24 protein-coding genes, 1 tRNA gene and 1 riboswitch are annotated in these 26,064 nt (G+C 53.0%); of the genes, 8 read left to right on the top strand and 17 right to left on the bottom strand.

Annotation, left to right across the window (positions count from 1 at the left end; all coding sequences use genetic code 11):
- Nucleotides 1-83: 83 nt before the first annotated feature.
- Nucleotides 84-1,514 (bottom strand): DNA cytosine methyltransferase, encoded by a 1,431-nt coding sequence (locus A7983_RS20905; RefSeq protein WP_005966932.1) that lies wholly within the window; start codon nucleotides 1,512-1,514, stop codon nucleotides 84-86.
- 128 nt (nucleotides 1,515-1,642) lie between these two features.
- Here A7983_RS20905 and A7983_RS24065 point away from each other — a divergent pair, with 128 nt between their 5' ends.
- Nucleotides 1,643-1,945: a hypothetical protein gene (locus tag A7983_RS24065; protein ID WP_152413511.1), complete on the top strand. Its 303-nt coding sequence runs from the start codon at nucleotides 1,643-1,645 to the stop codon at nucleotides 1,943-1,945.
- 95 nt (nucleotides 1,946-2,040) lie between these two features.
- On the opposite strand, the gene A7983_RS20900 is transcribed toward A7983_RS24065, so the two are convergent.
- The 14 genes from A7983_RS20900 to A7983_RS20840 form a co-directional block, all read right to left on the bottom strand.
- Complete coding sequence (locus A7983_RS20900) at nucleotides 2,041-4,053, bottom strand: DNA topoisomerase III (protein ID WP_005966930.1); 2,013 nt, start codon at nucleotides 4,051-4,053, stop codon at nucleotides 2,041-2,043.
- A 316-nt stretch (nucleotides 4,054-4,369) separates the two neighbouring features.
- Nucleotides 4,370-4,771: a single-stranded DNA-binding protein gene (locus A7983_RS20895; RefSeq protein ID WP_005966929.1), complete on the bottom strand. Its 402-nt coding sequence runs from the start codon at nucleotides 4,769-4,771 to the stop codon at nucleotides 4,370-4,372.
- 61 nt (nucleotides 4,772-4,832) lie between these two features.
- Nucleotides 4,833-5,393, bottom strand: coding sequence for a DUF3158 family protein (locus tag A7983_RS20890; RefSeq protein WP_005966928.1), 561 nt, complete (start codon nucleotides 5,391-5,393; stop codon nucleotides 4,833-4,835).
- A complete protein-coding gene (locus A7983_RS20885) occupies nucleotides 5,390-6,208 on the bottom strand; it encodes a PFL_4669 family integrating conjugative element protein (RefSeq protein WP_005966927.1) in 819 nt (272 codons plus the stop codon). Before A7983_RS20885 ends, A7983_RS20890 begins: the two co-directional genes overlap by 4 nt.
- 278 nt (nucleotides 6,209-6,486) lie before the next feature.
- The gene (locus A7983_RS20880; protein ID WP_005966926.1) at nucleotides 6,487-7,701 is read right to left on the bottom strand and encodes an STY4528 family pathogenicity island replication protein; all 1,215 of its coding nucleotides are present in this window, start codon (nucleotides 7,699-7,701) and stop codon (nucleotides 6,487-6,489) included.
- Nucleotides 7,698-8,261, bottom strand: a complete 564-nt coding sequence (locus tag A7983_RS20875; protein ID WP_005966925.1) for a DUF2857 domain-containing protein — start codon at nucleotides 8,259-8,261, stop codon at nucleotides 7,698-7,700. The genes A7983_RS20880 and A7983_RS20875 overlap by 4 nt, the downstream gene beginning before the upstream one ends.
- An 11-nt stretch (nucleotides 8,262-8,272) precedes the next feature.
- Nucleotides 8,273-9,997, bottom strand: a complete 1,725-nt coding sequence (locus A7983_RS20870) for a ParB family protein (RefSeq protein WP_005966923.1) — start codon at nucleotides 9,995-9,997, stop codon at nucleotides 8,273-8,275.
- Nucleotides 9,990-10,250, bottom strand: a complete 261-nt coding sequence (locus tag A7983_RS20865) for a type II toxin-antitoxin system HicA family toxin (RefSeq protein WP_005966921.1) — start codon at nucleotides 10,248-10,250, stop codon at nucleotides 9,990-9,992. Before A7983_RS20865 ends, A7983_RS20870 begins: the two co-directional genes overlap by 8 nt.
- Nucleotides 10,234-10,410 carry a hypothetical protein gene (locus A7983_RS24060; RefSeq protein ID WP_005966920.1) on the bottom strand — a complete coding sequence of 59 codons (177 nt, stop codon included), beginning with the start codon at nucleotides 10,408-10,410 and terminating at the stop codon, nucleotides 10,234-10,236. Before A7983_RS24060 ends, A7983_RS20865 begins: the two co-directional genes overlap by 17 nt.
- A gap of 30 nt (nucleotides 10,411-10,440) precedes the next feature.
- The gene (locus A7983_RS20860) at nucleotides 10,441-10,653 is read right to left on the bottom strand and encodes an AlpA family transcriptional regulator (RefSeq protein WP_005966919.1); all 213 of its coding nucleotides are present in this window, start codon (nucleotides 10,651-10,653) and stop codon (nucleotides 10,441-10,443) included.
- Nucleotides 10,654-11,331: 678 nt separating this feature from the next.
- The gene (locus tag A7983_RS20855; protein WP_237028195.1) at nucleotides 11,332-12,033 is read right to left on the bottom strand and encodes a LysR family transcriptional regulator; all 702 of its coding nucleotides are present in this window, start codon (nucleotides 12,031-12,033) and stop codon (nucleotides 11,332-11,334) included.
- Between the two features lie 375 nt (nucleotides 12,034-12,408).
- On the bottom strand, nucleotides 12,409-14,253 hold the full coding sequence (locus A7983_RS20850; RefSeq protein ID WP_005966917.1) for a tyrosine-type recombinase/integrase: 1,845 nt from the start codon (nucleotides 14,251-14,253) through the stop codon (nucleotides 12,409-12,411).
- Between the two features lie 227 nt (nucleotides 14,254-14,480).
- A tRNA-Val gene (locus A7983_RS20845) sits at nucleotides 14,481-14,557 on the bottom strand.
- Between the two features lie 247 nt (nucleotides 14,558-14,804).
- The gene (locus tag A7983_RS20840) at nucleotides 14,805-16,100 is read right to left on the bottom strand and encodes a cation:dicarboxylate symporter family transporter (protein ID WP_005972578.1); all 1,296 of its coding nucleotides are present in this window, start codon (nucleotides 16,098-16,100) and stop codon (nucleotides 14,805-14,807) included.
- Between the two features lie 609 nt (nucleotides 16,101-16,709).
- On the opposite strand from A7983_RS20840, the gene A7983_RS20835 reads away from it, so the two are divergent.
- The gene (locus tag A7983_RS20835) at nucleotides 16,710-17,501 is read left to right on the top strand and encodes a Cof-type HAD-IIB family hydrolase (protein ID WP_005972577.1); all 792 of its coding nucleotides are present in this window, start codon (nucleotides 16,710-16,712) and stop codon (nucleotides 17,499-17,501) included.
- A 33-nt stretch (nucleotides 17,502-17,534) separates the two neighbouring features.
- Here A7983_RS20835 and A7983_RS20830 read toward each other — a convergent pair whose 3' ends face one another.
- On the bottom strand, nucleotides 17,535-18,308 hold the full coding sequence (locus A7983_RS20830) for a DeoR/GlpR family DNA-binding transcription regulator (RefSeq protein ID WP_005972575.1): 774 nt from the start codon (nucleotides 18,306-18,308) through the stop codon (nucleotides 17,535-17,537).
- A gap of 262 nt (nucleotides 18,309-18,570) precedes the next feature.
- Between A7983_RS20830 and A7983_RS20825 the strand changes: the two genes are divergently transcribed.
- Entirely contained in the window at nucleotides 18,571-19,704 is a 1,134-nt protein-coding gene (locus A7983_RS20825; RefSeq protein ID WP_005972573.1) for a metallophosphoesterase, read from the top strand.
- A 312-nt stretch (nucleotides 19,705-20,016) separates the two neighbouring features.
- Nucleotides 20,017-22,191: a catalase/peroxidase HPI gene (gene katG / locus A7983_RS20820; protein ID WP_005972571.1), complete on the top strand. Its 2,175-nt coding sequence runs from the start codon at nucleotides 20,017-20,019 to the stop codon at nucleotides 22,189-22,191.
- 86 nt (nucleotides 22,192-22,277) lie between these two features.
- Here the strand turns inward: katG and A7983_RS20815 are convergent, their stop codons facing one another.
- A complete protein-coding gene (locus tag A7983_RS20815) occupies nucleotides 22,278-22,541 on the bottom strand; it encodes a DUF3861 domain-containing protein (RefSeq protein ID WP_005972568.1) in 264 nt (87 codons plus the stop codon).
- 81 nt (nucleotides 22,542-22,622) lie between these two features.
- Here A7983_RS20815 and A7983_RS20810 point away from each other — a divergent pair, with 81 nt between their 5' ends.
- The 4 genes from A7983_RS20810 to A7983_RS20795 all read left to right on the top strand — a co-directional run bounded on the left by A7983_RS20810 (nucleotide 22,623) and on the right by A7983_RS20795 (nucleotide 26,054).
- Entirely contained in the window at nucleotides 22,623-23,051 is a 429-nt protein-coding gene (locus tag A7983_RS20810; RefSeq protein ID WP_005972566.1) for a MarR family winged helix-turn-helix transcriptional regulator, read from the top strand.
- 165 nt (nucleotides 23,052-23,216) lie between these two features.
- Nucleotides 23,217-23,318, top strand: a riboswitch (guanidine-I (ykkC/yxkD leader).
- A 59-nt stretch (nucleotides 23,319-23,377) separates the two neighbouring features.
- On the top strand, nucleotides 23,378-24,436 hold the full coding sequence (locus A7983_RS20805) for a putative urea ABC transporter substrate-binding protein (protein ID WP_005972559.1): 1,059 nt from the start codon (nucleotides 23,378-23,380) through the stop codon (nucleotides 24,434-24,436).
- 23 nt (nucleotides 24,437-24,459) lie between these two features.
- Nucleotides 24,460-25,275, top strand: coding sequence for an ABC transporter permease (locus A7983_RS20800; RefSeq protein WP_005972557.1), 816 nt, complete (start codon nucleotides 24,460-24,462; stop codon nucleotides 25,273-25,275).
- Nucleotides 25,272-26,054: an ABC transporter ATP-binding protein gene (locus A7983_RS20795; RefSeq protein ID WP_005972555.1), complete on the top strand. Its 783-nt coding sequence runs from the start codon at nucleotides 25,272-25,274 to the stop codon at nucleotides 26,052-26,054. Before A7983_RS20800 ends, A7983_RS20795 begins: the two co-directional genes overlap by 4 nt.
- The last annotated feature ends 10 nt before the right edge of the window (nucleotides 26,055-26,064 follow it).

Raw genomic sequence — 26,064 nt, 5'->3', positions numbered from 1 at the left:
ACATGTATTCAGCATGACGTGGCAACGGTGCGTGTGTGTGGAACAACACGCATCAGGAAGTGCCCGTATTGGTTAGCGCGATGTCACCCGGGTGTCTGCAATGCCTGGAGCAGACGCTGACCCAGCCAGGCTACGCATGGTACGGCCATAGAATTGCCGATCGCTTTGTAGCGGGGGGTATCAGCAGCAGGTTTGCCGCCGCGATATGGCACCAGCGTCCAGCCATCCGGCATGCCCTGCAAGCGTTCGCATTCGACGGGCATTAGCCGCCTGACCCTCCATTGCTGCCAGTTTTCTCCATCATGCTCAAGCGACGTGTAATGGAAGTGCGCGTCAGGCGGGGTGACGCTGAACACGGTTGGCATGCCCTGACCGGGCTTTCCGCCGCTGGCGAGCAGCGTGCCAGCGATCTGGCCGTGACCCGATTCCAAGCGCAGTTCGCCACGCCCGTTCTGTGCAAAGGCGATGGCAGGCCAGGCCCTGGTCCGCAATGTCGGGGTGACGTCTTTTACGGCATCCGCGCCATAGTCCTGAGCGGTAAAGGCCATCATCGGGATACCTTTGTTGGCACCATCTTCCCTGTAGTCTTTGCCATGCGTTGCCGGGTTCAGTGTATGGCTGAGGGGGCCTGCCATCGACTGCACCAGGAAGTTCTCGGTGCAGATGTCATGTTTGGAACCGGCTGCCATCAGGCAGGCCGCCACGTTGACTGGCCCTGTACCGCCAGCGAAACTGAATGTCGTGACCACCTTGTCATAGGGGCTCAGTCCGGCATAGTCGCTTGCTGTCGCAGGGCCTGCTCCAGCAGCGCGGGCAGCTTTTTGCCACGGCGAGCTGCTCGCATAAGAATGCCCGCGCACGCTGTCGCGCTCAAAAAGTACTTCGCAGGGATCGAGGTCGTCTCGACCACTTGCCACAAGAAACACACGCTTGCGGCGCTGGGCGACACCGAAGTGTTGGGCGTCGAGTACTCGCCACGCGAGGCGACGGCGGGGTCCAGACACGTGACCTGCGTGCGCCCATTTTTCCCCTGGCGGGTTGAGCGCATGGCTTTCTCCGGCCAGTGCGCCCAGCAGGCAGCCAAAGGCGTTGGAGCGGTCACTGAGCACGCCAGGGACGTTTTCCCAGACGATCGTGGTGGGGGACTGATGATTTTTGAGACGGATTTGGTCGATGACATTGGCAAGCTCCACGTAGCTGAGGGTTAAGGCACCACGAGGATCTTTCAGCCCCCGCCGCGCACCGGCGATGCTGAATGCCTGGCAAGGCGTTCCGCCAACAAGAATGTCCGGGGCGGTGACCTCACCAACGCGTACCTGGTTGGCGATGCGCGTCATGTCGCCGAGATTGGGGACATGGGGGTAGCGGTGTGCGAGTAGGGCACACGGAAAGGGATCGATTTCCGAGAACCAGGCGGCTTTCATACCGAGTGGTTCCCAGGCCAGGCTGACGGCTTCAATACCGCTGCAAACACTGCCGAACTGCAGTGCATGGGGTAGGGGTTGTGTGCTCATTGTGTCTCCTGTTTGTTTGGTTCAAGGCCACAGGCCCAACCGGATATGCCGTAAATCAGGAGAAAAAGTGTCGGGGACCTGCTGGCCTCCGACTCGGTAGGAAGAAACCACCTGTGGGCTGTTTCAGGATGCAGTCGTCGTCAAAACCGTTCGCTGTCGCAGCAATCGCACCCGGCCGTTATCGTGGTTGTGGCCGGAATCCTCTGGCATGTATCCACACACAAAGGGAACCCAGTTTTTCGCCGTTGGGCGCGGCAATGAATACCGTCATCCCCGAAGGGTTTCCTGATGCCTGGCCTCTCAAGCAAAGCATCAGGAAACCCTTCATGGAGGGCGGAAGAACCGGAGAAGGGGGAACGCGTCTGGTGCGTCCATGGATGAGTTGCCTTCTTGCCTCGCTGCCGGAGCATGGCGAGGTGCGCACGGTTTAGCAGAAGACTGGCGCGCCGGGATTCCCGCACGGGCGCGGGGGGAGAGGCCATGTCATCACAGAAGACGTGACATGGCTCTTTGGGTTCAGAGCGACTCAGGGCTCCCGGGAGCTGCGGCTACGCTTGCGCGGCATGGCGCGTGTGTGTTTACCACTGTCGATAGGCTGAGAGCCTTTACAGTCGGGGTAACGAGGACAAGACCAGAATGGCCCGCTCTTGCCGGTGCGTTGACGCATAGCGGTGCCGCATTCGGGGCATGCGGGTCCCTGTGGCACCTTGATAGACAGAGATGCCCCTCGATACTGCTGCACCAATTGCGTGATCCAGGCTGACTGCTTGTCGATAAAGACATCGAGTGTGAGCTGACCGGCTTCGATCATGTCCAGCGCCTGTTCCCAGATAGCAGTCATGCCTGGGTCGGCAATGGCACCGGGAACGGCGTCGATGAGTGTAAAGGCCGCATCGGAGGCGCGTACTGAACGGCTTTTCTTCAGCAGGTAGCCACGGTCAAGTAACCCTTTGATGATATTGGCGCGAGTCGCCTCAGTACCGATACCCGTGGTGTCCTTCAGCTTTTGTTTGAGGCGCGGATCTGAGACCAGTTTGGCTACCCCCTTCATCGCCTTGACCAGTTCGCCCTGGGTATAAGGACGTGGCGGCGATGTCTTGAGTGCTTTACAGTCGATGCCAGTTATCTGGCAGGACAATCCTTCATGCAGCGCTGGCAGAACCTGGCTGCGTAGTGTGGTCTCGCCATCCTCATCTGGCCTGGGTTCAGTGAGCACCTGTCGCCACCCGATGACGACGATCTGCTTGCCGACCGCTTGCAGTGTTTCGCCCGTGCATGACAGGCGCGCGGTGGTACGGTCGAATTCATGTTGCGGCAGAAACTGCGCCAGATAGTGGGCACGGATCAGTTTATAGACTGCCTGCTCTTTGTCGCTCATCGCCGTGAGATTAGCGGGTTCGAGTGTGGGGATGATGCCGTGGTGCGCTGTGACTTTGCTGTCGTTCCAGGCACGTGATCGCTGATTGCGGTCTAGCTGGTCAACGATCGGCCTCAGGCCTGGATCGGTCTTGAGAAGACTGTCGAGTACTGTAGGCACTTCGGCGAACATGCTTTCAGGCAGGTAGCCGGAGTCTGAGCGCGGGTACGTCGTGGCTTTGTGAGTCTCGTACAGTGCCTGGGCGATTTCCAGGGTTTCCTGCACATCCAGGCCTAGTTGTTTGGAACAGATTTCCTGCAGAGTGCCCAGATCGAAGGGTAACGGTGGGCCTTCACGCAGGCGTTCCGTCTCGACAGACGTGACCTGTGCGCTGCCAGCAATACGCATGCGTTCGGCCGCTTGTCGGGCTATGGGCTCCTGCAGACAACGGCCCGCATCGTCTGTTGCTGTATCTGGTGCCAGCCAGCCTGCAGTGAAAGATTGACCTGCGCTTGATAGCACGGTCTCGACTGTCCAGAACGGCACTGAGACAAAGCGAGCGATCTCGCGGTCGCGATCGACAACCAGTTTCAGCGTTGGGGTTTGTACCCGGCCAACGGAGAGTACGCCGTCGTAACCGGCCTGCCGCCCCATGACGGTGAACAGGCGACTGAGGTTCATGCCGATCAGCCAGTCTGCGCGGGAACGGGCCAGGGCCGAGAAGTACATCGGCAGGGTTTCGCTTGATGGCCTGAGCGTTGCCAGTGCTTTGCGGATCGACGCGTCATTGAGTGCCGATAACCAGAGCCTCTGGATAGGGCCGCGATAACCGCACAGTTCGATGATCTCGCGTGCGATCAACTCGCCTTCCCGGTCAGCATCCGTCGCGATGACCAGCTCGGTTGCCTTGCTCAGCAGATCTTTGACGACGTTGAATTGCGAAGCGGTCTTTGATTTGACTTCGACACGCCAGCGCTCAGGGATAATGGGCAACTGCTCGATAGACCAGCGTTTGTACTGTTCGCCATAGGTTTCTGGGGGGGCGGCCTCAACGAGATGACCAATGCACCAGGTTACGGTGATACCTGAACCTGCGAGGCAGCCATTACCTCTTTGGGTGGCCCCCAGTACACGTCCGATATCTTTGCCCTGAGAGGGCTTCTCGCACAGAAATAGCCTCATAGAATTCTCTCGGCACGTGAATCATGCCGTCGAGTATTCCCGGTTGGAGCGTTTAAAATGATAAAGAATGCGGATTGCGAGCCAACGTATTTGATTTTCGAGTTTGATGCCAATCATCGGTGAATGGCACACCATTCGCATCCAGGCTGAAGGTGTATCAAGAGTGCGCCTGCGGCGGCTTAGGTGTCGAGAAAGGCCTACACTGGGCACGGCTCGTTTACGCAGCCAACTTCTTGTGCTGGAGCGCGCGAAACGCAATAGACATCAGTGGAATAGGGGACGACCGCTGTCGGTGATCGTCCTGAAGTGCAATGTGTTACTCGGCCTGAGACACCGGATCTGCGGCCCCCGGCTTGGGGCTCAGGATGATAGCCTCGATCCGGTAAGGGAGGATACCAACACTGCGTGCATTGACTCGATAAGTCGTACGCGGATTGTTGTTCTCATCGGTCCAGTCATCTCGCTCTACACGTCCGCTGACCACGACTCGCATGCCTTTCTGGAACAGCTCGGCGAATTGTTCCGCGTCACGATGCCACCAGTCAACCGGCCGCCAGAAGCCGCCGCGATCTTCAAAGGCACTGCTCTTGCCGGGGACGGGGTTGTCGAAGTAGACGTTCAGGCGCAGCACCCGACGTGGTTCTTCGTTACCGTTGGGATATTCGTGGAATTCTGGCGCAGAGCCGATATTTCCCTCGCCGCTGAAATGTGTACTCATATTGATGACTCCTGCTTGATGTGAAAGGCCCGCACTGGAAAGACAATGCAGGCGGAAACCGTCAACGGCGTTGTACCGATGCCGGATATATCATGCGGTCTTCACCTGGATGTGGCTGGCTCAGATCTGCCTGATGGCCTGTCCGGCGCAGATAAACTTCGTCGGCATGAACCAGTTTGCTGGCGCAGTCCCTGGCCTGGCGTGTGAGTGTGTGCAACAGGCTAACCTGCATGTTCAGCACGGCTCGCTGGACTTCCATTGCATGTAAATCGCTGATGAGTCCGGGTGGCGTGGCTGGGTTGACCATCACTTCTTGCCACAGGGCCACGCCCATGCTGCTGCGGTCGAGGTTGCGCCAGCGCAGAAAAGTGGTGCCTGCGCCAGTGGTTTGCTGGGCCAGTTGCGTCGGTAGCAGGTTGAAGGGATGGCTGCGTGCCTGCGCCAGAACCTGCCGCTGCGCCAGCACGATCAGGCCGTCGCGCAGTGCCTCGCATTGGCTGGCCCAGACTTCGAGTGCCCCTTTACCTTTAAAAGGTTTTAAAAGGCCTTTTAGGTAGCCTGCATGTTCCAACTGCTGGAAGGCGGTCTGTTCCAGCATGGTGAAACGTGTCGATGTGCTCATGCGTGGTCATCCTCGCTATTTTGTGCACCTTCGGTTGGCTTTTCGCTGGCGCTGGCAGGGGCATCCGCAGGCTCGTCCTCGTGTGAGGGTGTTTGATTCGTGGTGCCTGAGTGCGCCATATGCGTTTGTCCACGACGGATCAAAGGTGGTGCGAAGCGTGAACGGCGCGCGCCTTCGAGTACGTCCTGCGGCAGTTCTCCGAACTTTTCCACTGCGGCACGGGCTGCGGCATTGTTGGCGGCAAAGTCGTCACGCTGGGTACCGGAGTAGCGGTATTGCTGTGCCAGACTGAAGAGACTGCGCAGGGCATGGGCACCGTCGTTAAGCCAACGTTCGAGAGTTGATCGGTCGATCAATGCGGTGTGGTGGGCCAGGATCAGGCGGCGGGCAAGATCGTCGTAGTCTGCCAGTAAATAGACCGCCATAAAGCCCAGTTGCGAGGAGACGAACAGTGGCAGCTTGACGGGTTGCACATTCATGTTTTCTCCAAGGCTTAGCGCGGACGGTACGTCTGCCAGTGCCTGATCCACTTGTTGGCGCAAGCTCTGGAGCTGTTCTTTGGTGAGCGCCAGCTTGTCTTCGATGCGCAACATCCACCAGTCGGAGTAGGGATCGTCCTGCTCGGCCCCGCGCTTGAGCTTGTTCATGATGGAGACAAATCCGTTCAAGCCGACGATGCTGGGTTTGCCTTCTGCGGCTGCGCGTCCGTGCCAAATACGCGATGCGTGGTGAGTATGCAGGGTCAGTGACATCGCACTGCGCAATGACCCCAGGTTCAATTGCAAGGATTCAGTGGCATTGTTTTCGTGGGCCATAGTGATGACTCTCTGTAGTGAAACGAGTCGTCAGCTTCGGCTGCAACGGGAAGGCCGTCAGTCATGAAACCGCACTGCTGGTCAGCCTGTTTTGCGAAGCGCCGGACGGCCTACGAGGGAAGGCTGTGTGCAGCTATACCCAGGGTATAGGCGACTGTGGACGTCAGTGGACGATGCATGGCTATTTCTGCGTGAGTCTGTGCATCTCGTCTGGAAGGCTATGTATGCAGCTATACCCAGGGTATAGACGACTATGGATGATTGTGGACATGTCGAATTCAGGGGGCATCCAGCAATTTGCGCAACCGTGCCAGATGGGCCAGTGCGACATCTCTGTTTGCCGCAGGCGGCTGCGGTGGAGGAGGCGCTTCACGTGGTTTGGTGGCAGGCGTTATTTGTGTGTTGTCCTTCTGCCCAGCCCAGGCTCGGAAATCACCACGCAGGGCTTTCTGGATGATGCCAAACAGATAGCCCGCAGGATTGCGAATGGTGGTTGTCGTGCAACGGGCATCCCATTCGTCAAGGACGGATTGGTGCAAACCGGGTTCAACCGACTGTAATGCGGCCAGCGCACCGGATTGCTGCTCAGCCTTGAGTGCCATAAAACGCTCCGGGAAACTCAGCATTCCAAGCTCTTGCGCACGCGGTACTGTAAGTATTTTTTTATTATTTTCTTTTATATGTACTGTACTTATGCTCTTCGGATTCCGAAGTGGGTTGATTTTGCTGGCGCTCAGGCCTGATTTGGAATCCGAAGTCAGGTCGCCATTATTCCGAAGAGGGGGCGTTATCCCTTCTTCGGAATTGTGATCGTTCATATCCTGTGGGTAACGTGAATCCATGCGCCAGCCCTGTGCGGCCAGACGCTGCGTCAGCACCTGCAATCGGGTTGGCAGTACCTGGCCGCTGAGCATCGAGTCCTGGGACATCTCCTGTAGCGTATACATGCCGACACGCTGGACAGATTTGCTGGCATGAACCAGAGACTGGCTGACCAGCGCCAGGTAGTCGGCGTCAAGCTGGATTGCCTCATAGGGCGTGAGTGGCTCATCATGCAGGACATAGAGGTTGCCCAGAATGCGGCCTGTGCGTGGATCACGTCTGCGCCTGACCAGGCTGATCCATCGGGTCAGGCGCAGCATCGTCAGGGTGCGTGCGACTGTTTCGTGAGACGCTTTGGCCGCGCACGGCATGGAAGCGAGCCAGGGGGCGAGCTGATCGTACGTTGGCATCGCGGTGATACCATCTTCTGCGAGCATCAACCGGAAAACTTGCCAGCCGTTGCGTTCAAGCGGTGTGAGCCGCCCGTCCATCAGTAGTGCCCGTGGCACACTGTCGTGGTGATTGCCGCTGAAGAGGAAACCATCCGTTGCCGCAGGCGATGAGGCGGATTGAACCGGCTTCGCAGATTGCGGTTGCAGACGGGAGAACGCCTGGTCGAACAACTCATTCAGCCGGATGGGGCCGTTTGTGCGTGGCTGGCCACCCGTCATCTGGTCTGCCCTTCATCAATCCATCCGCGTATGGCACTCCAGATAACGGACAGCGGCAGATCCGTGGCTTCGGCAAGCTCCGCTGCGATATCCAGCATAGCCATATCGTCATTGAGTGCCACTTTTTGTGACTTGGCTGCGGCAGACCAGCGGTGCCAAAGATTGGTATCCTGCTCTTCGGTCAGAACCGGATGGCGACCTTTCCTTTTTGGCAATCCGATCACGCTGCGGCGCAACGCGATTTCCTGATGGGTGAGCCCGAAGAACTTGCTGATAAGTTCGGTACTGGCACCCAGGCGCAGAAGCCGGTCGATTCTGGCGACTTCCTCGGTTACATCGTCGACCTGATGCAGGAGGCGACGCAGTACATCTCGATTGACCACGACGGAGCACCAGGACACGTTAGCGTTGGCCAGCACACTTGCCATGGCAGGATGTTTCAGTGCGTCAAGGTCGGTGTCATCGAATCCCATGGACTTGGCTCTGCGCAATTGGCCATTGCGCAGATCATGCAGTGCCTGTGCGATGACAGCCTGATTGAGAGGGTGTGGACCGGTCATGGCTGTGCTCCTCATGATCCGGGAATGACGTCGCCGTCATCCTGTGTGCCGTTCTCAATGTCGATCAGCCTGCGGGTCAGCCGTAGCAATCGGAACAGCTTCACCAGTGCGCTGTCATTGAGCCGCTGTGGTGCATCGTTGGCGTCATTGCTCGCGTCCAGTATCCCCTGCAACAAATGCCCGAGTAGCCCAAACCGGATCGAAGACGTGGTATCTGAAAACGGATGTGTGGCGGGCAGATAGGGGGCGCTCAGAGCGTGCAGCAGCGCCAGCACCATGGATGCTGACGTATCTGTGTTGACACGGTCATCGGCGCATTTGCAACTGAATCCGATGCCATTTTCGTAGGGCTCAATAGCATCTTGTGCACCGACTTCATGGGCGATTTCTGCGGCAAACTGCGCAATATGGGTGCGTAGTCGAGAAGGTTCATCCAGTGATGCTTCAATGTGCCAGATATCAGTGATCGGATACAGGCTATCGGCCTGGATAGGGATGGATTGCAAGATATTGCGTTCGAAGTCCGGCAGGGTCTCGCCAGTATGGTCAGCGACCAGCCGCTGAATCGACTGCAGCCGTTCGGTTGTGCCAGCAGGAGAAACAACATGCTGTTGCAGTAGCGTGGCATGCTCGTCGTTTCCTGTCGCAGATTTGTCTTGTGAGGCGCGGCCAACAGGTTCAGAAGGGGGCTGTGCCGGTTGTGTAGACGCCTTGCTGGTCGTTGATGGCTCGATGTTCCTGGGCGACGTGGATTCCGATGTAACGCCGGGCGGCGTGACGGGTAATGGCGTCTTCTCTTGCAGCGTCGATGCCCCAGGCTCAGCCGATGGTGCTTCATTGCTGAGTAACTGCCAACGCCGATCGGTGTCGGTGATCTCGAATGCCAGCGTGTCGTATTCCATCTCCAGCAGATCGGCCATTTGTCCAATCAACTCATCCTGTACGCGCTGGACACTGAAATTGCCCGGTGTGCTGTCGAACATCACCAACACATCCTGAAACAAGGTGGTGAAGTCGATGTGGTGGTGTGTGTTGGTGCTGCGAGCGGACCAGGCCCGTTCAGCAGCACGCCGCAGGCTGGTCAACTGCTCTACCTGATGCCTTCCCAGCCCGGCATAAAGCACAGTAGGGATGGCCGGAAGCAAGTATTGAATGGCCTCTTGCATGCGACTGATATGGGGCTGGGGGACAGGGTAGCCATCGGCCTTGAGTCGGCGGGCCAGCTCTGACTGTGACAGTGATTTCCCGGTCTCTTCTTCATAAAGCTCCCGTGCTTTATTGACGCCCAGGGCACGTTCAATAAATGACAGGCCACCGTGCAGCTCGTTCTCAGCCAGATGCCCCGTTAATGCGATGATTTCACCGCGTTCCGGCCATGGGCGGAACAGGCATGGAATGCGGAAAAAGCGTTCGTCTCTGGTCTCAGTCCAGAGTTCGCGCAGGATCGAGAGTCTGGTATTGCCTCCGTTGCGAATGATATAGCCCTTTGCCCCTGGGCGCTGAGTGATGGAGGGCGGTGAGTCGAGTCCGCGCTCGCGTATTGAGGCTTTGATCTCGTCGTAGAGCGGGTTGCGCGTTAGTCGTGGATCAAGCTCATACGGTGATAGCTCATCAAGCGTGATAACCATTGCCGTTTCTGCAATAGGTGCGCTCAACACCTCTGCAATGGGTGCTTTGCTCGTGAAGCCTTCGCTCAGAAGTTTGCCGGCAAGGTCTTGTACGGAAATATCAGGCATGGTGGCCCCCCTTGTCAGGAGAGGATTCGTCAGTAGCAAACTGGTGTTGTGTTCGCCGTAGTAAGGCGCGCGCATTACGCCCGGCACGATAGTCGCTAGCTGTCGAACTGGTGAAGATCGGTGGCATACCGGGCTTGGTGAACTTCAAATGCCCACCAGAGGTACGCACAACCTCCCAGCCTTCTTGCAGTGCGTATTCGATCAGCGGTAGTAGTTGCTTGTGGCCCCGAGCTAATTCATGGAGGTGAGACATGATAGGCCCCTCCATGGTTTTTTCCGGTAATGTAGTAGAATTCGGGATGCCATAAATTACTGGTCATCATCCAGATGAGTCTAAATGCAGGTAGTGCGACCGCTAAACCGGTACAGTGGACGGTGGCTTTGCTGATACCACCTTTTGTTGATGTTTGCATGAGTTGCTCCTTATCGTATGACTAGAGCAGTCAGATGCGTTCTTTGAGACGGTCAGTGATCCACCGATCAATTTCGACCGAATCCCAGCCTACTGCTCGTACACCGAGGCGTATTGGCTTAGGAAAGCGACCTTCTTTCATTAGGTTATAGATATGGGCGCGTTTGAACCCGGTTTTAGCCTCAACTTCGGGGCGACGCAAAATACGGTGCTCTGGTAGTGGTGTCGTGTTCTCAGCGTTCATTACTGTCACTCCTTGGTGTTTGGTAGCGTTCATGAGGTGTGATGACTATTAAAAAGACCTCATCATTCCGTTTCATCAAACAATAGGGATGTGCTGGTTACGGTTTTTTAGCTGACTGAAAGACAGAGACTACTGGGTATATTCGTCAGCGCTTATCCGGCTCTTCGTCCGGCAATGTTTATGAAGAATAAATGGCGGTACAGTGTTTCTGTTGTCGGTGTTTTTACGCATGAAATAGAACCCAGTTCAATGGGCTCTATTATGTCGTTCACCAGACTGAAAATGTCAGGCTCAATGTAAATTATATGATTGCTTATTATTCGCTTGATTGGTTGATATTGAATGGAGAGCATCAGAAAATTGAGGGGGTAATGGAGGTAACAGACACTAACTGTGCCTGTCATGCGGCAGACAAATAAAGTAAGACATTAACTGGTGCAACTTACCCATCTGAATGTAGTTCTGTAGGGACTGTCGACATGTGAGCAGACTGCAATTCGCCAATTTCAAGCGCACGGTTGATAAAGCGTTCTAGCTCTGGTGAATAATATTTTTCCGTCGTGATGATGTTGGTCGATGAGTCTGGGATATCGTAAGACGTTGCCCGTATAATTACATTCGGATGGTTATATAATGAGAGTTGTGACTCAAGACCTATGCCGATACCGTATCCTGCAGCTACCAGCATGAGCATCGATTCGTGGCCGGAAATGTACTCGGCAATATTAGGTTGTGATAATGATGCGTCATTAAACCAGCGTCGGATGACGTTATATCCCCTGCGCATCGTTCTGGATGGCAGAGGACTAGAGGATAGCGAAATGCTTCGGCGACAGAAATAAACTCTAGAGAAAGGAGGGGATGATTACGTGGAATGGCGACAGCAGGACGTTCACTCCAGACTGGTTGTTTGGTGTAGCCAGAGAGGCTGATATCGTCAATAGTGAACCCTGCATCTATTTGGTCGTGAGCCAGAGCCTGAAGCATTTCGTTGACGGACATCTCGGTGATACGTATTTCTGTACGTGGTTCTTCTTCTCGGCATCGGGCAAGTAATTGTGTCAGCCGAGGTTGAGCCAGGCTGTCGCATAGGCCTATACGGAGCCTGCCTCTGTAACCTTTCGCTGCAGCATGTACACGTGTTTTGGCGTTTTCGATAAAGTTAACAATACGTTGAGCTTCCTCGCGGAATACCTCCCCAGGCCATGTCAGTCGAATACGGCCTTTGTTACGGTGCAGCAATTGAACCCCAAGCTGTTGTTCCAGTTCCTTAATCGCACGGGATAGTGGTGATGGTTCTATATGGACTCTGGCGGCGGCTCTTGCGAAGCTCTGTTCTTCTGCAACAACCAAAAAATAATGTAAGTGACGGATCCTCATGTTTTATTGCTCCTTTTTACAAGTAACTTTGGGGTTCTGAAACAACAGAAGGACTAACTTGTTTTGGTTATCTGATGTTAATGATCCATTCCCTGTTCTGTGATGGTTTCACTGATGCAACTCAATGAGATTTCAGGTGAATATTACGCGAAGGAAAAAGTAAAGATACCGTCAATTATAGGGGGTGTGATGTTGATCTTTTTTCTAATAAATCACCTGCGGAACTGCTGATGTTAATTTCAATAGTGCGAGTGCCGTGCAATATAGATTTATGAGGAATTACGCTGATGAATCTCTTCAGAACTATTAAAACCCGCATGGCATTGCGGGTTTTAATGAAATTTTTAACTCAGTTAACTCTATGATATATCACCGCTAAAAGAGGTGAGTGCTTGTAACTTTATTGATTATTGTAACTATCATGTCTAGGTTTTTGGAATTAACTACATCAATAGGAGATTGGTTATCTAATATTTTATTTCTATTAGATAAAACTTGATAAACTGTCCATGAGTCTGCTTTATCTGATGATTTAAGTACCGCCTGAATCAATTTTTTCTTTATAGGATCGAGTTGCCAATCTGGAATACGTTGCCCACGATTGCCGATGTTTATTGTTAGTAATTTATTCGCTTTTATCTCCCGGTTAATTTGGTCTCGAGATTTACCAGCCAGTTTAGCGAATTGGGATACTGATAGATTGTGCGGTTTTTCATATATGTTAAGCATGTCTATGCGTTTTTTTTGTATTTCTGTGATGATTTTTTCGGATGCATCTTTCCCACTATATTTTGGTGGTAGAGGTGAAAGTCGTTGGAATGTTTGGTTGTTGTTATTTTCATCATTTGTTGCAACTATAGAAGTCGAAGTGGCTGCTGGAGGAGTTGTTGTTACTGGTGGTATAGGTAAATTACTATCTGTATCCAGCATAGTGGGAATTCCAGCGATATAGATAGTCAAATGCTTCATTGCTGATTCAACAAATCCTTGCTCTAATAAATCGAGCCTGTCAGCCCAATCTTGCATCATACGTCTACGTGGCTCTACATAGCTAGCATGGTTATATGCAGAGCTAACTTTATTTGGATCAGCATGAGAAAGCTGGGCATCTACCCAAACTTTAGGGTAACCAATTTCGTTCAGTGCTGTTGAAATTGTGCCACGTATACCATGGCCTGTGAGTTTATCTTTATAACCCATACGTTTCAGAGCATTATTGAGAGTGTTTTCACTCATACGCTCTTGTAAGTTATAGTAATGTGGCAATAAATAGTGCTGGGCTGGTTTAACTTTATCTATCAAATACCTGATTATTTCAATTGCCTGTGCAGATAAAGGAACAATATAAGGAGGGATATCCTGTGGTCGTTTTCTATTTTTTCGCATGCTTTTTTGTAGTTGCTTCACCTCTTCGGGAGGAATAAGCCAAAGACCACGCTCTAAATCGAACTGTTCTGGTGTAGCGAGACGTAATTCGCCAGTGCGAACCCCGGTAAGAAAAAGTAAGCGAATACCAAGTTGTGTAGTTTCATTACCTGAGTATTTACGCAATTTACTTAAAAATGACGGTAACTCTGACATGTGTAAGAATGGATTGTGAATTTCTGGCGGTTTTGGTAGCGCAACTTCTTTCAGATCCATAGCAGGGTTAACATCAAGACCATCTATTTTTACCACAGCATAGCGAAATAATTGCCCAAGCCAACTGCGTGCTTTTTCTGCTGTTGTAAATGCTCTTCGCTGTTCAATCTTGGATAAGATTTTTAATAGATCTATACGACGGATGTCATAAATAGGCATCTTGCCAATTTGGGGTAAGATGTCGTTATTAAATGTGCGCTGAATTTGGGAAAGGGTTCCTTTTTTATCCTCTTTGAGTTCTAAAGATCTATATTCAGCCCATTTTTTGAACACGGATTCAAAATCATTTTCGACAGCTAGCTGTATAGCATAGCGTTTTTGCTTACGAGCAGACTGAGGGTTTATTCCCGCATCTAACAAAGCTTTCGTTTCATCTCGCAGGTTTCTGGCTTCTTGCAGTGACACTTTGGGGTAGGTGCCAAGAGATAGGCGTTTTTGTTTACCTAGCCAGTAATAGCGGAAATGCCAAGATTTCCCACCGTTTGGTGAGACGGAAAGAGAAAGGCCATTATCATCTGGGAGTGTATAGGCTTTGCCAATTGCTTTTGCATGGCGAACCGCTATAGCAGAAAGTACCATGATCGTCGCTCCTGATTAAGATCAGAGCTGGATTTTGGTTCTCGGTAGTGTTGTTTAACAGTAACAATCTGGAAGTGAGGTTACCCGTATTCACATGGACTTAAAAATGTACTTAAAACCATTAGATATGAGTAGATTTTGATAGATTTTACTGGAACAAGAGAAGATGGAAATTTTCTTCTTTTCAATATGTTATAGACATTAGCATACATCTATAGAACATGAATTGGTACGACCGAGTGGACTCGAACCACCGACCCCCACCATGTCAAGGTGGTGCTCTAACCAACTGAGCTACGGTCGTACAGGAGATAACATTTTAATCAGTAACGTTTTGATTAGAATGCTTTTCTTCATTCCAGCGTTTGGAATGGGCGCTATTATGGACGGCTCCGGCGTTCGTGGCAAGCGCTTTGTTTATCATCTTCTTTCAAGTGCCGAATGTTTAGCCGTATTCGTGTGTTGAAGTTAAGTTATTCAGCCAGGGCGCTACTGGATCGCCATGGCTGATAGCTGTAATTCTCTGTTTTTTGCTTGCTTCTGGCTGAAGATTAGCTAGCAGGGCGGCTTTCCTGAGCGAGGAGTGTGCTGTCCAGTGCATCGTCAGGCTGAGGTGAATATTCCCCGCACCATTTTGCAACGACGATAGTGGCCACGCTGTTTCCGATGGTGTTGCACAACGCAATCGCCATAGACATAAAGCGATAGACACCGAAAATTAACGCCAGCCCTTCTATCGGCAGATTACCCACTGTTGCCACCGTTGCCGCGAACACCACGAAGCTGCCGCCAGAGACGGCCGCGGCACCTTTTGACGTCACCAGCATGATAAGAAGAATGCCCATTTGTTGTTGCCAGCTCAGATCGACGCCGTAGGCATTGGCGATAAACAACGTACACATCGACATGTAAATGCTGGTTCCGTCGAGATTGAATGCGTAGCCGGTTGGGAGAATCAGCCCTACGCTCTGCCGCGAACAACCGAAACGCTCTAATTTCTGCAACAGCCGAGGTAGCGCACTTTCGGACGAGGCTGTTCCCAGCACAATCACGATCTCATCACGGATGTATTTAAGAAAGCGGGTGAGGCTGAATCCTGCAAATCGGCAGATGCTGCCCAGAATGACGACGATGAAAAAGGCGACAGCGGCATAAAACATTAATACCAGATTCAGCAGAGATAGCAGCACGCTGCTGCCGTTACTTCCCACCGCATAAGCTACGGAGCCGAATGCGCCAATCGGGGCTAATTTCATGATTAAGTTGATGAACTCGAAGAAGCATTCCGAGATGCGGTTCATGCCATTTTCAATCACGATGCGTTTTTCGTGGGGGAGTGCAAGTAAAGCAAACCCAAAAATCAGTGAGACCACCAGTACTTGTAAGAGCTGCCCACCAGCGAAGGCACCAATGAAGTTATCGGGGAAAATACCGTAGATAAAATCCATCGTGGTGGTAGGCATGTGGCCTTTTGCTATTACAGAGTCAACGGCGGCGGTCGCCGTCTGGCTGATACTCCCAGCATGAATGCCTGAACCAATATCAATAAGATTTGCCCAGCCGAGGCCGAGAGCGAGGGCGAAGGTAGAAACCAGTTCAAAATAGATCAGCGCGCGCACGCCGATTTTGCCCACTTTCTTGATATCCCCAGCGGAGGCGATGCCATGCACTACCGTGAAAAAGATGAGCGGCGCGACGGCGGTCTTGATGAGCTTCAGAAAGATATCACCGAGTATTTTAAACTTTGCTGCCAATTCCGGCGCGGCAAAACCGAGGGCGATACCCAGTGCCATCGCCGCCAGAACCTGAAATGTCAGACCTTTCCAGACAGGTGTTTTTGTCGACATAGTGTTGATCTCTTGTAGGTGAAACAGTACGGATAAAGGCTGAACCCGCAAAACTCGGCATCATGCAGTGAATGTCTCTAACGACATGAACTAACAAGATTTTTTTGATTTTTAGCGATACAACCTGCGTCAGAAGTCATGTTTTGTAGCCAATGTTATATTTTAATATGTACGGACATTTTAACTTGTCCGTACATATTAATGTGGCGTCGCAGTGACGTTGTCAACGGTGGGGTTTAATGAAATGTGAATAACATGATCTCGGTTGGATATTTAAGTGTTGCTAACCGCATGGCAGTTCTGCCACTACGTTATTACCTTGCACGCTCACTATTGATTGATCTTGCTTCTTGTTGCGTATTGTCAATGGGTGCTATGCTGGCTTTCGCGTAATATCTCAATGTATCTAGTGAAAATGATTTTTATCGTATGCGGTTTACTCTTTTTTGCGGAAAAATACATCATCGAGCTAAAGCGAGCATTTGTGTGTAATCATCACGCCAGTCGTCTAACTCACCGCGCAAAAGTGCTATTTTTCCTTGTTCAGGCGGGCTGTTCCCAGCCTGAAATGCGGCTGTCTGTGTACGTACAATCTGAAAGGGGAGTGGAATGATCAAGTTGGTAATTACCGATCTGGACGGCACGTTTCTTCACAGCGATGGCGATTACAACAGAGCCTTATTTGCCGAGGTTTATGCGTTAATGAAAGAAAAGGGCGTGCAGTTTGCCACCTGCACGGGTAAGCAGTGCGAACGGGTGGAAGCGCTTTTTGGCGATGAGGCGAAAGATATCTGGATTTTGGGGGATAGCGCGACGCGCATCAAACATCAGGGCGATTATGTTTACCAATCGCTCATCAAAAACCGTCTTGCGTTGAGCCTGATTGGCGTGCTGGAAAGCGTAGACGACCAGCATGTGATCATCGGCTGTACCCCAAATGGGGCGATGGTAAAGGAAACGATCAGCCCAGCCTTACTGGAAAAGGTGAAGAAATCGTACGCTAATGTCACGTTGATACCCAGTTTTGCTGCCGTTACCGATGACTTTGTGAAAATCACAGTTTATGACCCAGCAGGACACTGTCACGAAACGGCGAAGTATCTCGATGCGTTCCACGACCATGTTTATATCGTGGTTTCCGAAGCGGCTTGGATCGACATTGCTAATGTTGGCGTACATAAAGGACATACCGTAGAAATCCTTCAGAATAAATTAGCGGTTACTTTTGATGAAACGATGGTGTTCGGTGATGGTTACAATGATATTGAACTGATGAGCCGTGCCGCTTACAGCTTTGCGATGCGCAATGCGTTTGAGGAAACCAAAGCAGCGGCGAATTTTATTACCCGCAGTAATGACGATGATGGGGTGCTAAAAACGATAAAGCTGCTGCTTTCATGAGTGGAACCGGCAGCCGCTGGGGCTACCGTTATATTATCGGGCAATAATCAGATCCAGATTTTTTTCGCTTAACACGCTCTGGCAGGCAGGGGGGATTTCGTCATCGGTTACCAGCGAGGTGATCTCATCACAGGCGGCAACGCGATAGCGCGCCAGAGCGGAGATTTTATTGGCAGTCAGGGCCACGATCACTTCGCTGCTGCGGGTTACGAGACACTTCTTGAATTCCGCATCGTCATATTCAAAAACGGTCAACCCCTCATTAGCATCAAAGGCACAGCCTCCCAGCAGGCATTGATCGAAATACATCTTCTCTAGCTGCCTGAGTGTGTCGATACCAATCGCGCCGCCGACTTCCTTCTGGATCCTTCCACCAAGAAAAATCACTTCTACATCGTGATGTTGCATCAATTCCGCCGCGATAATGGGCGAATTACACACGGCGGTAAACTTCAGACCCGCTGGGATCTGTTTCGCCACCGCTAGATTGGTGGTGCCAGTGTCAAAGAAGACGCAGCCGTTAGGTTTTATCAGCGGGATGACGGCCTGAGCAATGCGATCTTTTTGTGCTGCGTCGATGGTTGCCCGACTGGAAAAATCGATGGCTTCTGGCGGCATGCTGACTGCGCCGCCGTAGACGCGCTTACAGGCACCGGATTGTGCCAGTTCCTTTAGATCGCGCCGTATGGTGTGCTCTGATACGTTCAATTCACGCGAGAGCTGCGTACAGACGACTTTGCCTTCCTCGCTGAGGATCTGCCTGATTTTGGATTGCCGTTGTTCGGGAAAGTCGGTGTAATCGAACATAAATGTCCTTGGTTAATCAAAATCATGCACAATCTGCCGTCAGCGAGCAGACTTCACTCTGGTCAGTGACGTGTACAGCAGGGAATCGCGCCATGTTAATCTGCCCCTTCTGGCAACACAACCTCTCTACCACGTTGATTCGCAATGTGTGAGCGGCGATGTAAACGTCTTGACACGATCTTAGCGGACACTATAAACATTTCCCTGGGAAATAATGTCCGCATCAATATACCGATATCACCGATAAAGAGAGAAAACATCCGTGTTTCATGCCATTACCGGGCTCATCGCCCTCTATGTTATCTGGCGTCTGGTCTGGCGCTTACGTGTCGGGGCGCCTGTAAAGCGCATGCTGGCGGTGTCACTGCTGCTGGTTTCGCAGCATCATCTGATTACGCGCACCTTTTTTGGCACGATGGCATCGCCTGAAGTGCCTGCATTCGTCCTGATGCTGCTGGGATGGGCTTTCGGTGCGCTGTTGATATCTGCATTCTTGCTGTTGGCTGTCGATCTTCTCGGCGTCCTAGGCCGTTTTTTATCCCAGTCAGTCGGAAATGTTCTGCTGAACAATATGGTGCTGCGTGGCGGCATTGCCGCTGTGGCGATGGGACTGGCTGCTATTGGCGTGTGGGAAGCCGCAGTACGTGTTCCTGACGTCCGTACGGTAGAGGTTGAACTGAAGCAGCTACCGCCAGCGCTGGACGGTTTCCGACTGGTACAGCTAACGGATTTACACGCCAGCCGTCTGTTGCAGCGCCCTTGGATCGAAGCGGTAGTGGCAAAAACTAACGCGCTTAAGCCCGATCTGACGGTGATTACGGGTGATTTGGCCGATGGCACCGTCAGTGCCCGTCACGACGATATGGAGCCGCTGCGTAACCTGACAGCCCCACAAGGCGTGTTTGCCATCGTCGGCAACCATGAATATTACGTGGAATATTCGCAATGGGTGCAGCGGCTGAATGCGTTGGGTTTGCGCATGTTGCTCAATGAGCATGTGTTGATTAGCCGTGATAATGCCGCGTTTGTACTGGCGGGCATTACCGATCGCACCGCTGCTGATTTTAAACAACAACTGCCGGATACGCGTGCTGCGCTTGAGGGAATATCGCCGAATAGCGCTGTCGTTCTGCTGAGCCATCGACCCACTGGGGCGAAAGAGAATGCGCGTGCCGGAGCCGATTTACAGCTTTCTGGCCATACACACGGCGGACAGGTGCTGGGCATGCACTGGGTGACGCAGTTGGCGAATGAAGGCTATGTCTCTGGCAGCTATGACGTAGATGGCATGCATCTGTACGTGAGCAATGGCGCGGGTCTCTGGAACGGCTTTCCGATCCGCTTAGGGAAACGAGCTGAAATTACCCAGTTCATACTCCGTTCGCCTGCGCTGTAGTTTTTTGCGCTAGCTGAGTCAGCGGCTTCTGGAAAGAGGCCGCGATCACAAGCAGGCTCATTATCGCAAACGGTTCTATCCGCGAGATTATTGATGCAGATAGGAAAAATGTGCGATTGAGCCGCTTTTCATCAGGTTAAGCTATCGCAGAAGTTAGCATATACAATTATAAATTATAGGGAGACTCTGGCACTGTCTTGCATCAAGAAGAGGGAATAGGGGAAGGCTCCGTTGTCACATGACAAGGCTATCGGGGAACGACCTACCTTCTGGCGCAGCGATTAAGGCAATGCAACATACTGGGAGATAATGATGGACGAGAATAAAACGAAACCAACCGGTAAATGTCCGGTTATGCACGGCGGAAATACGTCTACTGGCACATCAAACACTGACTGGTGGCCAAATGCCCTCAATCTCGACATTCTTCATCAGCACGACACCAAAACTAACCCGTTAGGCGGCGATTTTAGCTACCGTGAAGCCCTGAAAACCCTCGATGTCGATGCCCTCAAAAAAGACCTGCATGCGCTGATGACGGACAGTCAGGAGTGGTGGCCGGCAGACTGGGGTCATTACGGCGGCCTGATGATTCGTATGGCCTGGCACTCGGCAGGCTCCTACCGCACAACTGACGGTCGCGGCGGCGGCGGAACGGGTAACCAGCGTTTCGCACCGCTCAACTCCTGGCCGGATAACGTCAGTCTCGATAAAGCGCGCCGTTTACTGTGGCCCATCAAAAGAAAGTACGGCAATAAACTCAGTTGGGCGGACCTGATTATTCTGGCGGGCAATATCGCTTACGAATCCATGGGGCTGAAAACTTTCGGTTTCGCTTTTGGTCGTGAAGACATCTGGCATCCGGAAAAAGATACCTACTGGGGTTCGGAAAAAGAGTGGCTGGCAAAGAGCACGGGTCGCTATGGCAGCGACGATCGTACCTCGCTGGAGAATCCACTGGCTGCCGTACAGATGGGGCTGATTTACGTTAACCCGGAAGGCGTCGACGGCAAGTCCGATCCACTGCGTACCGCACAAGACATGCGCGTTACGTTCTCTCGTATGGCAATGAATGATGAAGAAACCGTCGCTCTGACGGCGGGCGGACACACGGTAGGTAAAACCCACGGTAACGGTGATGCCAGCCTGCTGGGCGCGGCGCCCGAAAGTGCGGATGTTGAAGAGCAAGGTCTTGGCTGGCATAACCCGACGGGGTCGGGTAAAGGTCGCCATACCGTCACCAGCGGGCTGGAAGGTGCTTGGACGACGCATCCGACAAAATGGGACAACGGCTTCTTCCACATGCTGTTGAATCACGAATGGGAACTAAGAAAGAGCCCAGCGGGCGCGTCACAGTGGGAGCCTGTCAGCATTAAAGAAGAAGATAAGCCAGTTGACGTTGAAGATCCGTCGATCCGCTACAACCCGATGATGACTGATGCCGATATGGCGCTGAAAGTTGACCCGGAATACCGTAAGATTTCCGAGCGCTTCTCTCAGGATCAGGCTTACTTCTCCGAAATGTTTGCCCGGGCGTGGTTCAAACTGACGCACCGTGATATGGGACCGAAAGCGCGCTACGTCGGCCCAGATGTGCCGCAGGAAGATTTACTGTGGCAGGATCCAATTCCGGCGGGTCGTACCGATTATGATGTTGATGTTGTCAAAGCGCGCATTGCGGAAAGTAGCCTTTCCATTAGCGAGTTGGTAGCAACCGCCTGGGACAGTGCCCGTACGTTCCGTGGTTCCGATATGCGCGGCGGTGCCAACGGTGCGCGTATTCGTCTTGCCCCGCAGAAAGACTGGGTAGGCAACGAGCCTGATCGTCTGGCGCGCGTGTTAGTCGTACTGGAAAGTATTGCGGCTGCAACGGGAGCCAGCGTGGCGGATACCATTGTGCTGGCGGGTAATGTGGGGATTGAGAAAGCGGCGAAAGCGGCTGGCGTGCAGGTGACCGTGCCTTTTGCACCGGGACGGGGCGATACTACCGATGCGCTGACCGATGTGGAGTCTTTCGATGTCCTCGAACCGATCCATGACGGCTATCGTAACTGGCTGAAGAAAGATTATGCCGTTAGCGTGGAAGAGTTGATGCTCGATCGCACGCAGTTGATGGGGCTGACAGCGAAGGAAATGACAGTGCTGGTTGGCGGCCTGCGCGTGTTGGGAACCAACTACGGCGGTACAAAACACGGCGTATTTACCCATCGTGAAGGGGCGCTGACGAATGATTTCTTCGTCAACCTGACCGACATGCAATACACGTGGAAGCCATACCGGAAAGACCTGTATGAAATTCGCGATCGTAAAACGGGTGAAGTCAAATGGACGGCGACGCGTCTGGATCTGGTCTTTGGTTCCAACTCCATTCTGCGCGCCTACGCCGAAGTTTACGCACAGGACGACAGCAAAGAGAAATTTGTGAATGACTTTGTTGCTGCCTGGGTGAAAGTGATGAATGCGGATCGCTTCGATCTGGCAGACTAATACGTAACCACTCCCTGCGCGGGCGTTCAGGCCGCGCAGGGAGTATCATTTTCTACTGTGGTGCATTTTCTGTGTATCTGTGCCGATCACTGTTTCTTCAGGTTCATCATGAACTCCCTGAACGGAGTGGAAAATTCCTTAAACAGCGGGTGTTTTCTTTGTTGCATCATCACTTCGCCAAATAGTTTCAACCCCACCATAAAGGCCTGAGTTTGTTCCGGCGTCATGTCCATCTTGCCATCGACTTTTTCCAGTAACTTGAACAGGTCGTCGTGAAGCGAGAATTCAAACGACAGCGTGCGTTGCTGCTCGCCTTTTTCTTCCACCGTAATCTGATAGATGTTTCCCATCGTAGCCTCGCTAAATTGAACTCGTGATAGATAGTTGATAAAATCAACTATATGATCATTGATTGACTGAGTCAATAAACTATGATGAAAGCCCTTTTTACCCTATTAGAAAGCTATAAGGCACAGATGCAGGAACAGATGAAAGCGCACGACATCAATCTGGATGTCGTGCACATTCGTTTATGTAAGATCATCGCGGCGGCAGGGCGGATTACGCCCCAATTGCTGGCGAAAACGGTGGGTCGGGATAAGGCGCAAATCACCCGTATGGTGGCGGAACTGGTTAAACGCGATTATGTCCGCAAGATCGATAACCCAGATGATGGCCGCAGCGTGTGGCTCAGTTTGTCTGATAAAGGCATCGCGTTTACGCAAGTTTTTCTGCATCAGGAAAAGCACATTGAAGCGCAGATGCTGCAAGCGCTGTCCTCTGATGAACAAGCCATGTTTAGTGCGCTGCTGGAAAAAATAGCGGCGAGCGATTCTGCACATAAACCCCGTATCGGCTAACCCTCTCTGCACTGCCGTGAGGCGCGTTCATTGTGCTACTGCACCGTGATGACGCGAGAACGGCATTCTTCCCTGCACACAGCCAGCCGTAGCGGTATTTCTAGTGCTGGCACGCATTTTGCTTTTATCTATTCGGGACGGCACCACATAGGGCGCTGAACAACCTGAATAGCTGGCTAGGGTTCCGATCCATGCAATATGGATGTCTGGTCCGAGAGCTGGCGACCTCCAGTTGAGGTTACACGGCGGGACAAAAGCCCGGGAGACAGCAACACCCATGGTGTCGCGCTGTTCCCGCTTTTTTCCTACTCAACCGGAGGTCTGGCATGAACCTATCTCGTTTACTGGGCGTTTGCGTCCTCAGTCTCTCAGCGCTGCTGAGTTTCCCTTCACAGGCAGCGCCTAAAACGCAATTCAACGTGTGCTGGACTATCTATGCCGGGTGGATGCCGTGGGGCGTCATCGGCACGCAGGGCATTATCGATAAATGGGCCGACAAGTACGGCATCAAAATTAAGGTTACCCAGCTTAACGACTACGTCGAGTCGATCAATCAATACACCGCCGGACAGTTTGACGGCTGCACGATGACCAACATGGATGCGTTGACCATTCCGGCGGCGGGCGGTGTGGATACCACGGCGCTGCTGCTTGGCAGTTTCTCCGCAGGCAATGACGGTATCGTGCTCAAAGGCAAAGGGAAAACGCTGGGCGACTTGCGCGGAATGAAGGTCAACCTGCCTGAACTCTCTGTTTCCCATTACCTGCTAGTGCGCGGTCTGGAAACGGCCGGGCTACGGGAGCGGGATGTCACGGTCGTCAATACGTCAGATGCCGATATTGTTGCTGCTTTCGCTACCCGCAGCGTACAGGCGGCTGTCGCCTGGAACCCGCAGCTTTCCGCGATTAAAAGCCAGCCGGATATCTCGGAAGTCTTTCAGTCCGGACAGATCCCCGGTGAACTGATCGACATGATGGTCGTGAACACGCAGACGCTGCAAGAGAATCCGGCGCTGGGTAAAGCGCTGGCCGGAGCCTGGTTTGAAATGATGGCGCTAATGAAGGCGGGCGACAAGCCGGCGCTGGAATCGATGGCTGCGGCCTCCGGCACCGATTTAGCAGGCTATCAGGCACAGCTAAAAACCACCCATCTGTTTTATTCCGCGCAGGACAACCTGGCGTTTCTGACCAGCGCCGATCTCCCGAACACCATGAAACGCGTCGCAGATTTCTCCTTTGATAAAGGGTTGCTCGGCACTGGTGCACAGAGTGCGGATTTTATCGGCATAACGTTCCCTGGTCAGGTTACACAAGGCGACAGCGCCAATGTAAAACTGCGCTTTGACGACACCTTTGTGCGTCTGGCCGCAGAGAACAAACTCTGACCTCGCAGACTGGAGAGACTATCGTGCGCTTGATCAATCGCTCCCCCAGCCGAGGCGGACGGCTGCTGCTTGTCCTGCTGCCGTTTACCGTGCTGCTGGTGCTGTACCTCGTGGGGTCGGCACTGCGGCTGGAAGCCAATCCCAATGACAAACTGCTGCCAAGTCTTGGGCAAATGGCCGAGGCAATTCAGCGCATGGCATTTACCGAAGACAAACGTAGCGGTGACTACCTGTTCTGGCTGGATACGCAGGCCAGTCTGGTTCGTCTTGCGCTGGGACTGGGGATCGCCAGCCTGTTGAGTCTGCTGTTTGGGATTGCGGCGGGGGCTTTTCCGCTGTTCCGTGCCTCGCTCTCGCCGTTGATGACCGTGCTGTCGATGATCCCACCGCTGGCGATTTTACCCATTCTTTTCATCGTCTTCGGGCTGGATGAACTCTCGAAAGTGATGCTGATCGTCATTGGCGTCACGCCGATGCTGGCGCGCGATCTCGAACAGCGCGCCCGTAATATCCCACAGGAAATGCTGATCAAAGCACAAACGCTGGGCGCGAACAGTTGGATCGTGGTGTTGCGCGTCATCCTGCCGCAGTTACTGTCGCGGCTGCTGATTTCCCTGCGGCTTCTGCTGGGGGCGGCGTGGCTGTTCCTGATTTCCGCCGAAGCGATTTCAGCAACGGCGGGGCTTGGCTACCGCATCTTTCTGGTACGTCGCTATCTGGCGATGGACGTGATTCTGCCTTACGTGGTGTGGATCACGCTGCTGGCATGGCTGATGGATATGGCACTGCGTTGGCTGCATCGCCGCTGGTTCCCGTGGTCAGAGGAAAGTAAAACATGAGTTTTATCGAGATCGATAACATCTGGCAAGAATACGGCGACCATGTGGTGCTGGAACGGCTCAACCTGAACGTTGAGGAGGGGGAATTCTGCACGATGGTCGGGGCATCCGGCTGTGGTAAATCCACCTTTTTGCGCCTGCTGCTGGGGCAGGAACCCCCCAGTCGTGGTGAAGTGCGGCTCGAAGGGAAACCGCTACCCGCCGAACCGGATGTCAGCCGCGGCGTGGTGTTTCAGCGCTATTCGGTTTTTCCACATTTAACCGTGCTGGAAAACGTGGTGATTGGGCTGGAGATACCACGTTCTCCTTGGCTCGGCAGGCTGTTTGGACGAGGCAAGCAAGAAGTGCGGAGCAGTGCGGCTCGCATGCTGGAACGTGTTGGGCTTGGACAGGCGATGCACAAATATCCGAATCAGCTTTCCGGCGGGATGCAGCAGCGGCTCGCGATTGCGCAGGCGTTTATTGTCCAGCCGCGCATCCTGCTGCTCGATGAACCCTTTGGGGCGCTGGATCCCGGCATTCGCGGCGATATGCATTCCCTGCTGCTGGAGCTGTGGCGGGAAACCCGCTTAACGGTCTTTATGGTTACCCACGATTTGCCTGAAGGGTTCCACCTCGGCACGCGTTTGCTGGTGTTCGACAAAGTGCGCGTCGATCCCCATGCGCCGGAAGCCTATGGCGCACGTATTACTTATGACATCCCGCTGAATCAGGCGCGTCTCGCCACGCGCCAGCGTGCGCTGCCTCCTGCTGTTAGCGCGATGACATCCCCCATTTAAGGAGCTTTCT

Origin of the sequence: Pectobacterium wasabiae CFBP 3304 (assembly GCF_001742185.1) — a bacterium.
Lineage (GTDB): Bacteria > Pseudomonadota > Gammaproteobacteria > Enterobacterales > Enterobacteriaceae > Pectobacterium > Pectobacterium wasabiae.
Note: the sequence above shows the minus strand (reverse complement) of the source record. Positions and strands in the feature narration are given on the sequence as shown.

What these genes read in the sequence shown, in the direction of transcription:
- A7983_RS24065 (WP_152413511.1), top strand. Translation starts at nt 1,643, where the DNA reads ATGCAGTCGTCGTCAAAACCGTTCGCTGTCGCAGCAATCGCACCCGGC.
- A7983_RS20870 (WP_005966923.1), bottom strand. Translation starts at nt 9,997, where the DNA reads ATGCCTGATATTTCCGTACAAGACCTTGCCGGCAAACTTCTGAGCGAA.
- A7983_RS20815 (WP_005972568.1), bottom strand. Translation starts at nt 22,541, where the DNA reads ATGGGAAACATCTATCAGATTACGGTGGAAGAAAAAGGCGAGCAGCAA.
- A7983_RS20890 (WP_005966928.1), bottom strand. Translation starts at nt 5,393, where the DNA reads ATGAGCACATCGACACGTTTCACCATGCTGGAACAGACCGCCTTCCAG.
- A7983_RS20855 (WP_237028195.1), bottom strand. Translation starts at nt 12,033, where the DNA reads ATGAGGATCCGTCACTTACATTATTTTTTGGTTGTTGCAGAAGAACAG.
- A7983_RS20810 (WP_005972566.1), top strand. Translation starts at nt 22,623, where the DNA reads ATGATGAAAGCCCTTTTTACCCTATTAGAAAGCTATAAGGCACAGATG.
- A7983_RS20840 (WP_005972578.1), bottom strand. Translation starts at nt 16,100, where the DNA reads ATGTCGACAAAAACACCTGTCTGGAAAGGTCTGACATTTCAGGTTCTG.
- A7983_RS20900 (WP_005966930.1), bottom strand. Translation starts at nt 4,053, where the DNA reads ATGAGGCTATTTCTGTGCGAGAAGCCCTCTCAGGGCAAAGATATCGGA.
- A7983_RS20875 (WP_005966925.1), bottom strand. Translation starts at nt 8,261, where the DNA reads ATGACCGGTCCACACCCTCTCAATCAGGCTGTCATCGCACAGGCACTG.
- A7983_RS20835 (WP_005972577.1), top strand. Translation starts at nt 16,710, where the DNA reads ATGATCAAGTTGGTAATTACCGATCTGGACGGCACGTTTCTTCACAGC.
- A7983_RS20860 (WP_005966919.1), bottom strand. Translation starts at nt 10,653, where the DNA reads ATGAACGCTGAGAACACGACACCACTACCAGAGCACCGTATTTTGCGT.
- A7983_RS20905 (WP_005966932.1), bottom strand. Translation starts at nt 1,514, where the DNA reads ATGAGCACACAACCCCTACCCCATGCACTGCAGTTCGGCAGTGTTTGC.
- A7983_RS20865 (WP_005966921.1), bottom strand. Translation starts at nt 10,250, where the DNA reads ATGTCTCACCTCCATGAATTAGCTCGGGGCCACAAGCAACTACTACCG.
- A7983_RS20880 (WP_005966926.1), bottom strand. Translation starts at nt 7,701, where the DNA reads ATGACGGGTGGCCAGCCACGCACAAACGGCCCCATCCGGCTGAATGAG.
- A7983_RS24060 (WP_005966920.1), bottom strand. Translation starts at nt 10,410, where the DNA reads ATGCAAACATCAACAAAAGGTGGTATCAGCAAAGCCACCGTCCACTGT.
- katG (WP_005972571.1), top strand. Translation starts at nt 20,017, where the DNA reads ATGGACGAGAATAAAACGAAACCAACCGGTAAATGTCCGGTTATGCAC.
- A7983_RS20850 (WP_005966917.1), bottom strand. Translation starts at nt 14,253, where the DNA reads ATGGTACTTTCTGCTATAGCGGTTCGCCATGCAAAAGCAATTGGCAAA.
- A7983_RS20895 (WP_005966929.1), bottom strand. Translation starts at nt 4,771, where the DNA reads ATGAGTACACATTTCAGCGGCGAGGGAAATATCGGCTCTGCGCCAGAA.
- A7983_RS20805 (WP_005972559.1), top strand. Translation starts at nt 23,378, where the DNA reads ATGAACCTATCTCGTTTACTGGGCGTTTGCGTCCTCAGTCTCTCAGCG.
- A7983_RS20795 (WP_005972555.1), top strand. Translation starts at nt 25,272, where the DNA reads ATGAGTTTTATCGAGATCGATAACATCTGGCAAGAATACGGCGACCAT.
- A7983_RS20885 (WP_005966927.1), bottom strand. Translation starts at nt 6,208, where the DNA reads ATGGCCCACGAAAACAATGCCACTGAATCCTTGCAATTGAACCTGGGG.
- A7983_RS20830 (WP_005972575.1), bottom strand. Translation starts at nt 18,308, where the DNA reads ATGTTCGATTACACCGACTTTCCCGAACAACGGCAATCCAAAATCAGG.